This is a genomic window from Sodalinema sp. (genome assembly GCF_046483825.1).
Lineage (GTDB): Bacteria > Cyanobacteriota > Cyanobacteriia > Cyanobacteriales > Geitlerinemataceae > Sodalinema.
The window spans coordinates 1-12,117 of the sequence record NZ_JAWOCL010000280.1; the positions used below are offsets into that span (position 1 = coordinate 1).

At 50.7% G+C, this 12,117-nt stretch carries 14 protein-coding genes; 10 read left to right on the forward strand and 4 right to left on the reverse strand.

Annotated features, from left to right (window positions below):
• The first annotated feature begins 501 nt into the window (after nucleotides 1-501).
• Nucleotides 502-726 (forward strand): hypothetical protein, encoded by a 225-nt coding sequence (locus tag R6U67_RS17755; protein ID WP_410253781.1) that lies wholly within the window; start codon nucleotides 502-504, stop codon nucleotides 724-726.
• Between the two features lie 16 nt (nucleotides 727-742).
• On the opposite strand, the gene R6U67_RS17760 is transcribed toward R6U67_RS17755, so the two are convergent.
• Nucleotides 743-1,396 carry a Uma2 family endonuclease gene (locus R6U67_RS17760; RefSeq protein ID WP_410253782.1) on the reverse strand — a complete coding sequence of 218 codons (654 nt, stop codon included), beginning with the start codon at nucleotides 1,394-1,396 and terminating at the stop codon, nucleotides 743-745.
• 170 nt (nucleotides 1,397-1,566) lie between these two features.
• Here R6U67_RS17760 and R6U67_RS17765 point away from each other — a divergent pair, with 170 nt between their 5' ends.
• Nucleotides 1,567-2,343 (forward strand): ParA family protein, encoded by a 777-nt coding sequence (locus R6U67_RS17765; protein WP_087711479.1) that lies wholly within the window; start codon nucleotides 1,567-1,569, stop codon nucleotides 2,341-2,343.
• Here R6U67_RS17765 and hypE read toward each other — a convergent pair.
• Both hypE and R6U67_RS17775 read right to left on the reverse strand, forming a co-directional pair.
• On the reverse strand, nucleotides 2,340-3,377 hold the full coding sequence (gene hypE, locus R6U67_RS17770) for a hydrogenase expression/formation protein HypE (RefSeq protein WP_410253783.1): 1,038 nt from the start codon (nucleotides 3,375-3,377) through the stop codon (nucleotides 2,340-2,342). The two genes, R6U67_RS17765 and hypE, sit on opposite strands and share 4 nt — an antisense overlap.
• Nucleotides 3,378-3,577: 200 nt before the next feature.
• The gene (locus R6U67_RS17775; protein WP_410253784.1) at nucleotides 3,578-3,706 is read right to left on the reverse strand and encodes a hypothetical protein; all 129 of its coding nucleotides are present in this window, start codon (nucleotides 3,704-3,706) and stop codon (nucleotides 3,578-3,580) included.
• Between the two features lie 2 nt (nucleotides 3,707-3,708).
• Between R6U67_RS17775 and hoxE the strand changes: the two genes are divergently transcribed.
• The 8 genes from hoxE to R6U67_RS17815 all read left to right on the forward strand — a co-directional run bounded on the left by hoxE (nucleotide 3,709) and on the right by R6U67_RS17815 (nucleotide 11,050).
• Nucleotides 3,709-4,245, forward strand: coding sequence for a bidirectional hydrogenase complex protein HoxE (gene hoxE, locus R6U67_RS17780; RefSeq protein WP_410253785.1), 537 nt, complete (start codon nucleotides 3,709-3,711; stop codon nucleotides 4,243-4,245).
• A gap of 40 nt (nucleotides 4,246-4,285) precedes the next feature.
• Complete coding sequence (locus tag R6U67_RS17785) at nucleotides 4,286-5,923, forward strand: NuoF family protein (protein ID WP_410253786.1); 1,638 nt, start codon at nucleotides 4,286-4,288, stop codon at nucleotides 5,921-5,923.
• 148 nt (nucleotides 5,924-6,071) lie between these two features.
• The gene (gene hoxU / locus R6U67_RS17790) at nucleotides 6,072-6,788 is read left to right on the forward strand and encodes a bidirectional hydrogenase complex protein HoxU (RefSeq protein WP_410253787.1); all 717 of its coding nucleotides are present in this window, start codon (nucleotides 6,072-6,074) and stop codon (nucleotides 6,786-6,788) included.
• Nucleotides 6,776-7,336 (forward strand): oxidoreductase, encoded by a 561-nt coding sequence (locus tag R6U67_RS17795; RefSeq protein ID WP_087711468.1) that lies wholly within the window; start codon nucleotides 6,776-6,778, stop codon nucleotides 7,334-7,336. The genes hoxU and R6U67_RS17795 overlap by 13 nt, the downstream gene beginning before the upstream one ends.
• A gap of 114 nt (nucleotides 7,337-7,450) precedes the next feature.
• The gene (locus R6U67_RS17800; RefSeq protein WP_410253788.1) at nucleotides 7,451-8,881 is read left to right on the forward strand and encodes a Ni/Fe hydrogenase subunit alpha; all 1,431 of its coding nucleotides are present in this window, start codon (nucleotides 7,451-7,453) and stop codon (nucleotides 8,879-8,881) included.
• A gap of 138 nt (nucleotides 8,882-9,019) precedes the next feature.
• Entirely contained in the window at nucleotides 9,020-9,304 is a 285-nt protein-coding gene (locus tag R6U67_RS17805; RefSeq protein ID WP_410253789.1) for a (2Fe-2S) ferredoxin domain-containing protein, read from the forward strand.
• A gap of 50 nt (nucleotides 9,305-9,354) precedes the next feature.
• A complete protein-coding gene (locus tag R6U67_RS17810; protein ID WP_410253790.1) occupies nucleotides 9,355-9,864 on the forward strand; it encodes a PAS domain S-box protein in 510 nt (169 codons plus the stop codon).
• 1 nt (nucleotide 9,865) lies between these two features.
• Entirely contained in the window at nucleotides 9,866-11,050 is a 1,185-nt protein-coding gene (locus R6U67_RS17815) for a SpoIIE family protein phosphatase (protein WP_410253791.1), read from the forward strand.
• Nucleotides 11,051-11,280: 230 nt separating this feature from the next.
• Here the strand turns inward: R6U67_RS17815 and R6U67_RS17820 are convergent, their stop codons facing one another.
• Complete coding sequence (locus R6U67_RS17820) at nucleotides 11,281-11,679, reverse strand: DUF1622 domain-containing protein (protein ID WP_410253792.1); 399 nt, start codon at nucleotides 11,677-11,679, stop codon at nucleotides 11,281-11,283.
• Nucleotides 11,680-12,117 lie beyond the last annotated feature (438 nt).

Below are 12,117 nucleotides of genomic sequence, written 5' to 3' on the forward strand. Positions count from 1 at the left end.
GATGGCAAGGGGACTAAAGTCCCCGAGTCGCTTTTCCACCCCGCTCTAAAGAGTCGGGGCTATCAAGCTCCCGAATCCTGGCGTATAGCCTAATCTCTAGGGTGCATCTCAGTTAGGCGCGATGAGTATATTTACTCAGTATGAATTGGGTATACCGGGAGTGATTAAGCCACTAAGTCGCCATTCAGGTATGCACAGGTTCAATCGTGATCTGCATGATAATTTTCTCCTTATGACCACTCATCAGTGCCTCAATCGCCCAAACTTCTTGATCGCGTCCGCCAAGCCATCCGCTTCCGGCATCTCAGTCGCAAAACCAAGAAGTACCATCTCGATTATATCCCAGACTGCATCTTAATTTTACCAAAAACGCCACCCCAGAGAGATAGGAGTACCCGAATTCCACGCCTCTTACTACCTCGCGGTCGCTAAAAAAATGGCTGCCTCCACCCAAACAAAATGTTGCCCTCAGTGCCTTGCTCTTTCTCTACCGCTAATTTCTTGACCTTCCCTTGCCATACTCGGGATATTCCGGCAATTCTCAGTCATCTGAATCAAGTTCGCGAATGTTGGCGAGACAATTTACGAACTGCCGTGGTGTTGATTGTTCCTCCCTTCGTGATTCGCTATTTTATTTGGCGATGTCCAGATTTTTATGATTGGCGGGTGGGAACCTTTGTATTGCCGGAAGATGAAGAGATTTATCAAGAAAAATTAGACAACTAAATAATGAGTTCTGCTTTTATTGCACAAACACCTCATGTTCCGAAGATTGCAGCCCCAGTTGTAGCATATTAAGCACAACAGCCAGATTATTTTGCAACAGTTGCGGCCGATTCAACCATAATCCCGGAAAAACACGACTACGGAGAATCCCCTCATCATCTGGGGCAAGAGACTGATAAACACCGTCTTCAAGATAAAACCAATCGAGTTTTTCATCAAAGATTTGCCAAACCAGATATTCCTGAACCCCATTGCGTCGATACACCTGTTTTTTGTCCCCCAAATCGATCGCCGCACTACTCGCCGCAATTTCAACCACCAGTTCCGGGGAACCTTGAATATACCCTTCTTGACTCAGTTGAGAACTCCCACCGGGAATCAACAACACGCCATCGGGTTGAAACTCATTGTCAGCATCGAGGCGAACCGTAGGTTCAATGCCCATTGCTGCATTGGGAGTGGCGGACTGATACACTCCTAACCAGGTAATGAGACGGCCATGGGGTTCGGCATGAGTGGTAAACCGTAACGGCGAGGCCATATACACAACTCCTTCAACTAATTCGGCTTTCTGATGAGGAGGCATCGCCGCGTAACGTCGCTCAAATTCCCGGTAGCTGAGGCGATCGCCGTTTTCTAAGGGTGGACAAATCTGAGTCTGAAGTGCCATGGTGGTGTTCAACCCTAGACTGGGGACTCTTCTATTATGGCAACTGAGTCGGCCCGGCCCAGGGAGAGTCCGCCAAGACCTCCAGGATCATCCAGACCCTTTCCCGAAATCCGGTATAGTTGGGAAGGTGCAAACTGTGCCGAAGCATTATCGAGTTAAGGGGTTGAGCCGTGGCGATCGTTGCAATTGCCAGTCCAAAAGGGGGCGTAGGAAAAACAACGTCCACGATTGCACTGGGGGGATTATTAGCCCAAAGCCAAAGCTGTTTGGCGGTGGATCTGGACCCCCAGGGCAATTTGACCATGGGATTTGGCATCGAGATGGAAAAAGACCAAATTGGCAGTTACGACGTGATGACGCGCCAGGAAACCCCCGAGGAACCGATTATTGAGACGGAGATGGGGCTACATATTTTGCCCACGGATAGCACTCTGGCTAAGGCGGAAAACGAAATTTCCGAGGATCCCAAACGTTTCTTTGTCCTCAAAGAGCAACTCAAGTCGCTACAAACTCGCTATACCAACATTCTCATCGACTGTCCCCCCAATATGGGATTGCTGACACTCAATGCGTTGGCGGCGGCGGATGCGGTGTTAGTGCCGGTGCAATGTCAGTATTATTCGCTGCGGGGACTCGATCGCCTCTTTGATGAGATCTCCGATATCCGCAAAACCTATAATCTGCGTTTGCGACTGCTCGGGGTATTACCGACGATGGCGGAAAATACTCTGATGACGCGGCGTGTGTTGAAGGAACTGAAAAAACGGCATCATCAGGTGACCATCTTTAAACCCGTTCCCAAATCCATCCAGTTCGCTGAAGCGAGTTTTGTGGGACAACCCATCCACCGCTTCAGCCGCAATCGTAAACTGATTGAACCCTATGAACGGGTGATTCGGGCGATCGCCCCCCAAACCCAAAATACTCCCAAAGAGTATCTCCTCTAACAAATTCTCGGTAACTGTTCCCCACTTAAGAGATCGACCGTTCGCAGGGAACCAATTTCACTCATCATGGTGACAGGGGGTTTGCTGGTTTCTGTGACGACCCCAATTTCGGCGGCCCCGTCTCCTAAACACTCTAAGGCCGCTTGCACTTGATCTGGAGGGACAAAGGCCACAAAGCGGCCCTCATTGGCTAAATATAAAGGGTCAAAACCGAGAATTTCACAGGCCCCCTGGACATCATCGCGGACGGCGATCGCCCTCTCATCGAGACGAATCCCCAGATTCGCCGCCACCGCAATCTCATTTAAGGCACTCGCCAGGCCACCTCGGGTTAAATCCCGCAGACAATGCACCTCAATTCCCGCTTCGAGTAGGGATAACACCTCCTCGGCGACGGGGGCCGAATCGCTTTCAATGGCCGTCTCGAACATTAACCCCTCGCGTACCGCCATAATGGCAATGCCATGACGGCCAATGTCACCGTTTACTAACACCACATCTCCCACTTGGACTTCTGTGGGGGATATCGTGCGATCGCCGGCCACAACTCCCACGCCAGCGGTATTAATAAAGATGCCATCTCCCTTGCCGCGATCGACGACTTTGGTATCTCCTGTAACAATTTGTACCCCCGCTCTCTCAGCGGCGGCGGCCATCGATTGCACCACTTGCCAGAGAATTGACATGGGGAGGCCTTCCTCTAAAATGAACCCCGCCGTCAGGTATTGAGGAGAGGCCCCCGCCATCGCTAAATCATTGACAGTGCCATACACCGCCATCGAACCAATATCGCCACCGGGGAAGAACAGGGGATGAACCACATAAGAATCGGTAGTTAACGCCAGGCGATCGCCATCGAGGCTCAACGTTGCCGCATCATGTTGGACCTGGTCCGAAGAGCCAAACGCCGGTAGAAAGACCTGACTAATCAGTTGCTGCATCAACCGTCCTCCCCCCCCATGAGCCAACAAGACATGGGGATATTGGTCTATGGGAAGGGGACAGGCGATCGAACCCACGTTAATGTTCTTCATGATTTTCAATGAATTTTTATATACAAATGTTGACTATCTTAACAAACAAACATTACAGTTTTTTGTAAATTAACTTGAGTTTTAGTTGATTTTCTCCGATATACTCCTCACAATAGATCCAAACCAAACCATTAAGTTCAAGGAAGAAAAACAACCTCGGTGTTACTTAAGCAAATCTTAAAGATTTCCTAACCTTGACTTCAGTAAAACGTAACACAGATAGCAGACTGATTCTCCCGACCATCGAGGCGATCGCCCCAAAACCCAGGAACACGCCGCATCTCGACGATGAGCGATCGCCGCGATTCCACCGCAATCTGAGGAAACACGAATGACTCCCACCCGGACTTCAACCGCAGCTAAATCATCCCAAAACGCTCCCACAAAAGACGGCAAGCCGGATAAGCGCTTCAAAGTTCTCGATATTACAATGAAGCGCAACCAATATCGACAAGATGCCCTCATCGAAATCCTCCACAAAGCCCAAGAAGCCTTTGGCTTTCTCGAAGAAGATGTCCTAAGTTACATCGCCCACAAACTACAACTCCCCCTCTCGCAAGTTTACGGCGTCGCCACCTTCTACCATCTCTTTTCACTCAAACCCAGTGGAGCTCACACCTGCGTCGTCTGTCTAGGAACCGCCTGCTACGTCAAAGGCGGCGGCGACATCCTCAAAGCCGTCGAGGGCGATGTGGGCATCGCCGCCGGGGAAACCACCGAAGACGGGCAAGTCTCCATTGTCACCGCTCGTTGCATCGGGGCCTGTGGCATTGCCCCAGCCGTCGTCTATGACGGCAAAGTAGCCGGCCAGCAAACCCCCGAACAAACCTGCGATCGCATCCACACCTGGCAACAAGAGGACAGCTAAGGCCAGCCCCCACCCGTACGATAATTAAGGACTAACCGCCATGGAACGAGCTGAACTACTCGAACAGGCCACCGAAGCCAAACAAGCCCAGAAACGCATCCGCATCCACTGTTGTACCTCCACCGGCTGCCAAGCCTCCCAATCCCTCGACGTTAAAAAACAACTCGACAACGCCATCAAAACCCACAACCTCGGCGATACCGTCGAAGCCGTTGGCGTCGGCTGCATGGGATTCTGTGGACAAGGGCCGATGGTCGAAATCGAAGACGCCGAAGCCCCAGCCGAGAAAAAACACTATCAAAAAGTCACCCCCGAACAAGCCGAAAGCATCATCGGCAGCCTCAACGGTTCCGGAGAAGCCGACGCCATCCAAGGCGATCCCAACCACCCCTTCTTTAGCCGTCAACTCCTCATCGTCCGCGAACATAGCGGCCGCATCGATCCCGAACGCATCGACGAATATCTCGCCGTCGGCGGCTACCAAGCCCTACATCACGCCATCTATGAAATGTCCCCGGCTGACGTAGTGCAAGAAATCACCCAATCGGGACTACGAGGACGAGGCGGCGCCGGCTATCCCACCGGCTTAAAATGGGCCACAGTCGCCAAAATGCCCCCCGGACAGAAATACATCATCTGTAACGCCGACGAAGGCGATCCTGGGGCGTTTATGGATCGCAGTGTCTTGGAAAGTGACCCCCATCGTATCTTAGAAGGGATGGCGATCGCCGGCTATGCCGTTGGCGCAACCCAAGGCTACATCTACGTTCGCGCCGAATATCCCCTCGCCATCACCCGCCTGCAAAAAGCCATCCAACAGGCCAAACGCAAACATTGCCTCGGGGCGCAAATCTTCGACTCCCCCGTAGACTTCACCATCGAAATTCGCGTCGGCGCCGGGGCCTTCGTTTGTGGCGAAGAAACCGCCCTCATCTCCTCCGTCGAAGGCGGACGAGGCAACCCTCGCCCCCGCCCCCCCTATCCCGCCGTCTCCGGCCTCCACGGCTGTCCGACACTCATCAACAACGTAGAAACCCTGGGGAATATCTCCCCCATCATCCGCAACGGGGCCGAGTGGTTCACCGGCATTGGCACCGAACGCAGTAAAGGCACCAAAATCTTCTCCCTCACCGGCAAAATCCGCAACAACGGACTGATTGAAGTTCCCATGGGGATTACCCTCCGGGAAATTGTCGAAGAGATGGGAGGGGGCGTTCCCGGCGGTAACAGCGTCAAAGCCATTCAAACTGGGGGTCCCTCGGGCGGGTGCATTCCCGATCGCGAACTCGACACCCCCGTCGATTATGACTCCCTGCGGGAACTCGGGTCGATGATGGGGTCCGGTGGCATGGTGGTCATGGACGACGACACCAGCATGGTGCAAGTGGCCCAGTTCTACATGGAATTTTGCCGAGGTGAAACCTGTGGTAAGTGCATCCCCTGTCGCGCCGGAACCATGCAGATGTATCAACTGCTCACCAAACTCCTAGACGAAAAAGCCACCAAACGGGACTTAGATCGACTCAAAGAACTCTGCGGCATGGTTCAAGCCACCAGTCTCTGTGGTTTAGGCCAAACCGCCCCCAACCCAGTGATGAGTACCCTGCACTACTTTGAACAAGAGTACCTGGAGTTACTACAACCCGATCCCGTGGCGATGGCCAACGGTCGAGGTTAATCCCCCATCGAAGCGGTGCGTTCCGGCTTGTAGGGGCGAAAAATTTTTCGCCCTTACAATCGATGGGTCTGGGTCACAACCTGAACTGAGGCCGGAACACCCCCTACCCCTCTTGCCTTTTGCCTTTTGCCTTTTGCCTTATTAACCTATGTCTGTCGTCACCCTCAAAATCAACGATATCGATGTCGCGGCCGAAGCCGGTAAAACCGTCCTCGAAGCCGCACGCGAGGCCGGAATCCGCATTCCCACCCTCTGCCATCTCGATGGCGTCTCCGATGTGGGCGCTTGTCGCCTCTGTTTAATCGAAATTAAAGGGATTTCCAAACTTCTCCCCGCCTGCGTTACGGAAGTGAGCGAGGGGATGGACGTCACCACCCACACCCCCCAGTTGGACGAGTATCGCCGCATGACCGTGGAAATGCTCTTTTCCGAAGGAAATCATGTTTGCGCCGTCTGTGTCGCCAACGAGAACTGTGAATTGCAAGATGTGGCCATCGAAGTGGGGATGGATCACAGTCGCTTTACCTATCGCTTCCCGGAACGGGGAGTGGATATCTCCCATCCCCAATTTGGCATCGACCATAACCGCTGTATCCTCTGTACCCGCTGTGTGCGCGTCTGTGATGAAATTGAAGGCGCTCATGTTTGGGATGTGGCCGGACGCGGGGCCGCCGCTAAGGTGGTGACGGGGTTGAATCAACCCTGGGGCGATGTGGACGCTTGTACCGCTTGTGGGAAATGTGTTGATGCTTGTCCCACAGGGTCGATTTTCCGTAAGGGAAGTACGGCTTCGGAACTCGATCGCGATCGCGGCAAACTGGAATTTTTAGTTAAAGCACGGGAAGAAAATCAATGGACACGGTAAACAAGAAAGTAAAACTGGCAACGATTTGGCTGGCCGGCTGTTCCGGTTGTCATATGTCCTTCCTGGACTTGGACGAATGGCTGTTTGAACTGGCCAAGTTCGCCGACATGGTCTATAGTCCCGTCGGTTCGGATATCAAGGACTATCCTGAGGATGTAGATGTCTGTCTGGTGGAGGGGGCGGTGGCCAATGAGGAAAACCTGGAACTGTTGTATAAGGTTCGCCAACGCACCAAGTTTGTCATCTCCTTCGGCGATTGTGCGGTGACGGCCAATGTCCCCGCGATGCGTAATATGTTGGGCAGTTCTGAGCCAGTTCTCAAACGCTGCTACCTCGAACTCGGGGACAATACCGCTCAACTTCCCCATGAACCGGGGATTGTCCCGGAACTGCTCGATCGCGTCCGTCCGATTCATGAATTGGTGGATATTGACCTGTTTATCCCCGGCTGTCCCCCCTCCGCCCCTCGCATCCAGGCGGCGATCGAACCGCTACTCAAGGGAGAACAGCCTGTCATGGAAGGGCGATCGATGATTAAGTTCGGCTAGATACCTGCCATCCCCTGGGAGGGGTTAAGAGGGCGACCACAAGGGTACGCCCCTACGTCCTTTCTTCTCCCCCCTGTTCCCTGTTCCCTATTCCCTGTTCCCTTCTTTTTCACCATGAGTAAAACTGTTGTTATTGATCCCGTCACTCGCATTGAGGGTCACGCCAAAATTTCCATCTTTCTCAACGATGCTGGAGATGTCGATGACGCTCGTTTCCATGTCGTTGAATTTCGCGGTTTTGAGAAATTCTGCGAAGGTCGTCCCATGTTTGAGATGGCCGGAATTACCGCCCGTATTTGTGGAATTTGTCCCGTTAGCCATCTTTTAGCCGCTGCGAAAACCGGCGATAAAATCCTGGCGGTACAAGTTCCCCCCGCCGGAGAGAAACTGCGGCGATTGATGAATTTGGCGCAGATTATCCAATCCCACGCCTTGAGTTTCTTCCACCTCAGTAGTCCCGATTTCCTCTTGGGATGGGATAGTGATCCCGCTAAACGCAATGTCTTTGGTTTGATGGAGGCTGATCCCGAGTTGGCCCGGGCGGGGATTCGTCTGCGTCAGTTTGGACAGACGGTGATTGAACTGTTGGGGGCCAAGAAAATTCATGCCGCTTGGGCGGTTCCGGGTGGGGTGCGATCGCCCCTGTCGGAAGAGGGCCTACAATGGATTCGCGATCGCCTTCCCGAATCCCGCCAAACCATCGAAACAGCCCTGGGGCTATTCAAACAACTCCTCGACGACACCCTAAAAGGTGAAGTTGACATTTTTGGGCAATTTGACTCCCTATTTATGAGTCTCGTCGCCCCCAATGGCACCTGGGAACATTACGGCGGTCATATCCGCTTTGTCGATAGCCAGGGGAACATCGTCGCCGATGGCTTGCGGGAAGAAGACTATAACGACTTCCTGGCCGAAGCCGTCGAACCTTGGTCCTATCTCAAATTCCCCTATTACAAACCCATGGGCTATCCTGATGGGATGTATCGCGTCGGACCATTGGCGCGGTTGAACGTGTGCGATCGCATGGGAACCCCCGACGCCGACCGCGAACTGCAAGAATTTCGCCAACGGGCCGGTGGCCGCTGTGCCACCTCCTCCTTCATGTACCACTACGCCCGCCTCCTAGAAATTCTCGCCTGTATCGAACGCATCGAACAGTATGTAGACGACCCCGATTTATTGTCCTCCCGTTGTCGGGCTAAAGCCGAAATTAACAACCTCGAAGGCATAGGAGTGAGCGAAGCCCCTCGCGGAACCCTATTTCATCATTACAATGTAGACGAGAACGGTCTGATTGAGAAAGTCAACCTCATCATCGCCACGGGACAAAATAACCTGGCGATGAACAAAACAGTCACTCAGATTGCCCAACATTACATCCATAACAACGATGTGGCTGAGGGCTTTCTCAACCGAGTCGAAGCCGGAATCCGCAACTTCGACCCCTGTCTCAGTTGTTCAACCCACGCCGTCGGCCAAATGCCCCTCCATATCGACCTCATCGCCCCCGACAAAACCGTCGTCAACACCATCTACCGCGACTAATCTCCAGCGGTGCGTTCCGGCAAGTTCTAACCGAGTGGTCAACCCTTAAAATTGGACACCTTAAAATTAGACAATGCCGGAACGATCCCCTCTTGCTGTTTGCCTTTTGCCGTTTGCCTCTTGCACGCCTTTCCCCCCATGACCAAAGAAAACCTCTACCTCTGTATGGGGTCAGCCTGTCACCAGTTGGGGGTGTACGAAGTTCTCCCCCGACTGCAATCTCTAATCAAAGACTATGACCTTGAAGACACCGTAGAACTCAAAGGTTCCTTTTGCCTTGAAACCTGTAGCTACGGCATTGTTATGAAATTCCAAGAGGAGCATTTCGTCGATATCAACCCGCAAAATATCGAAGAGAAATTCCTCGGCGAAATCCTCCCCACCATCCAAAAGACCCTCGAAGAAAATCCCGCTCCCTCCTAACCTCTGTGTCCTCGGGCGACCATAAGGGAACGCCCCTACCCTTTTCACCCATGCAAGAACACACCCAAAACCATATCTGGCGACTCCTCTGGGAATACGATCCCAATGGATTGATTGCCGTTGACTCCAACTTTACCATTGTTTTGGTAAATCCCGCCTTTTGCCGAATGTTTGAGGTTGAAGAACCCAACATTCTCGGCGAACCGGCTAGTAGCATTTTAGGCAATATTGAGCATTTTCAAAAAGTCTGGAACAGCCAACAAGTCATTCGCGGTATTGAACGGGAGTATAGCCATCCGAAACTCTATTTGCGAGAGGTGGTGTTTCCCATCCCCGAGGAAAAAATTATCGCCTGTATTATGGTCGATATTAGTCAAGAATACCAGCGGCGGCAGGAACTACAGCATCTCAAAACTGAAACCGTTTTAAATGTCCGAGAAGTCGTTGACAATCAAATGAAAGTTGCTCAAGAAATCGCGGGACTTTTGGGCGAAACGACAGCAGAAACTAAAGTGAGTTTATTGAAAATCATCGAAGCAGTTGAGCAGGAAATGGTTTAATATGACTCAAACGAATACCAGTCGTGCAGATAACTTTTTTGATATTTGTCACCTTAGTTTAAACAAAAAAGGTGAAGAACTTTGTGGTGACAAAGTGAAATTCATCAAGACGGGACAGAAGACGACAATTGTTTTGTCTGATGGTTTAGGGAGTGGCGTCAAAGCCAATATCTTGGCAACCCTAACCAGTGAAATCCTTATTACCATGTTGAACGCGGATATTGCCCTAGAAGCCGTGATGGAAACGGTGATTGGAACGCTGCCAATTTGCCAAGTTCGTAAAATTGCCTATGCGACATTTACCGTTATTCAAATTGATAATATCACCAATCAATTCCGGGTCATAAACTTTGATAATCCGCCCATATTTTATTTTAAAAAAGGGCGGATGATGAAACCCAAACCGCGAATTGATCGGATTCTTAACCGTAAAATTCAAGTGGTGGAGGGAACGTTAGAGCGAGGGGATTTCCTAGGGGCGATTAGTGATGGCGTTCTCTATGCTGGACTCGGGGATACGATGAATTTCGGCTGGGGTTGGGAGAACATCGCCAAATATATGGAAAGCCTCTTCGTTCATGATGCGCCTACGGCCCGTAGTCTGTTAGATAAGGTTCTTGGGGAAACTCGGCGACTCTATCGGGATAAAATTGGTGATGATGCTTCTTTAGTGGGGGTGTATGTTCGTCGTCGCAACCCCTTGATGATTTTCACTGGGCCGCCGTTAGATCCTAGTCAAGATGAAGCTTTTGCGGAACGATTTTTGAGTTTTCCAGGACGGAAGGCCCTCTGTGGGGGAACCACTGGAAATATCGTCGCTAACTATATGGGGGAAACGGTAGAGATGGATATTTCGACGATGCGAAAAGAACTTCCCCCTATCGGCATTCTTGATGAGGTTAATTTGGTGACAGAGGGGATTTTGACAATTTCTAAGGCTACGGAACTCTTGAAAAAATGCCGCTGTGATTTAGACCGCCTTCCTTTTGATCGCAATGGGGCCGTGTTATTGGCCCGGGAAATTCTGGAGGCGGATTCGATATTTTTCCTGGTGGGACAACAGATTAATGAGTTCTACCAAAATCCCCTACTCCCCAAAAATATCTCCATTCGTCGCAGTTTGGTTGAAGAGTTGGTACAACTCCTGCGGGAAAATCAGAAGGAGGTAGATTTGGAATATTGCTAAACTCGACGCATTGATGGAGGGTTTAGGCAGTTGATAAGATGCCCTATAACGGGTAAATTTACAAGGGTTTATGGGTCTTCTGGGTTTAGGGTGATAAGGAGAATTTATGGCAGATTACATCCGTTGCTGTAGGAGCGAAAAATCCCCTCCTGGGAGGGGTTAGGGGTGGGTTCCCCTACAATTTGGTGTACCAGGCAACAAATTTCACCCTATATCCAGAAGACCCGGGGTTATTGTTTGATTGAGGGTAAATTCTCCTTGTCGGATTGATGTTTTCTGAACTCAAACTCATGTTCTAGTTCCATATTTAAGAAATAGTTTAATAACGTCCGAATGATGGCGATCGCACCTAATTTAATTAAAGTTTCCGTTTTGGGGGCGATCGTTGTGGCTAAAACATCAGCCCCTAATTGAAATTCTAGGGCTAAGGCTAACCAAACACCAAACCGTATCCGCAGTTGAATAAATAGAAATTCATCATATTGAAATTCAGCAAATCTCAAGGCCAGTTGCACCGTTTTAACAATTCCAAAGAAAACGCAGAACACTGAAATTGCCTCTAGGATAAATTGGCCAAGAGAAACGACCTCAGATAATCCTCCTTCAAGAATATGGATCCATTCCATCATTATGAGAATTCCAGCTAAACACCTCTCTGATATACTATCCAATTTTAAGTTTTTTGATGGTGTCTTAACCAACAATTGGCTAGAACGCCTCGTCAGCACCCTAAATTTTTCCTGGAGTTGGTACTCGGGAATAGATGCACTAAACATCGAGTTTTTTGTGGTAGTTCTTGATAATGCTTTTGTGAGTCACATCTTGTTATTTTAGGGTCTTCTGGGTTTAGGGTGATAAGGAAAATTTATGGCAGATTACACCCGTTACTGTAGGGGCGAAAAATCCCTTCCTGGGAGGGGTTAGGGGTGGGTTCCCCTACAATTTTGTATATTCTGTAACAAATCCCACCGTAGATCCAGAAGACCCTTATTTTAAGGCAAAACCTGGTAAATTCTGGAGTTAGCAATAGTGCTGAGAGGCGATGATGGGAAACAGGGCGATCGTCC

What these genes read in the sequence shown, in the direction of transcription:
- R6U67_RS17760 (WP_410253782.1), bottom strand. Translation starts at nt 1,396, where the DNA reads ATGGCACTTCAGACTCAGATTTGTCCACCCTTAGAAAACGGCGATCGC.
- hypE (WP_410253783.1), bottom strand. Translation starts at nt 3,377, where the DNA reads ATGAAGAACATTAACGTGGGTTCGATCGCCTGTCCCCTTCCCATAGAC.
- hoxE (WP_410253785.1), top strand. Translation starts at nt 3,709, where the DNA reads ATGACTCCCACCCGGACTTCAACCGCAGCTAAATCATCCCAAAACGCT.
- R6U67_RS17785 (WP_410253786.1), top strand. Translation starts at nt 4,286, where the DNA reads ATGGAACGAGCTGAACTACTCGAACAGGCCACCGAAGCCAAACAAGCC.
- hoxU (WP_410253787.1), top strand. Translation starts at nt 6,072, where the DNA reads ATGTCTGTCGTCACCCTCAAAATCAACGATATCGATGTCGCGGCCGAA.
- R6U67_RS17795 (WP_087711468.1), top strand. Translation starts at nt 6,776, where the DNA reads ATGGACACGGTAAACAAGAAAGTAAAACTGGCAACGATTTGGCTGGCC.
- R6U67_RS17800 (WP_410253788.1), top strand. Translation starts at nt 7,451, where the DNA reads ATGAGTAAAACTGTTGTTATTGATCCCGTCACTCGCATTGAGGGTCAC.
- R6U67_RS17805 (WP_410253789.1), top strand. Translation starts at nt 9,020, where the DNA reads ATGACCAAAGAAAACCTCTACCTCTGTATGGGGTCAGCCTGTCACCAG.
- R6U67_RS17810 (WP_410253790.1), top strand. Translation starts at nt 9,355, where the DNA reads ATGCAAGAACACACCCAAAACCATATCTGGCGACTCCTCTGGGAATAC.
- R6U67_RS17815 (WP_410253791.1), top strand. Translation starts at nt 9,866, where the DNA reads ATGACTCAAACGAATACCAGTCGTGCAGATAACTTTTTTGATATTTGT.
- R6U67_RS17820 (WP_410253792.1), bottom strand. Translation starts at nt 11,679, where the DNA reads ATGATGGAATGGATCCATATTCTTGAAGGAGGATTATCTGAGGTCGTT.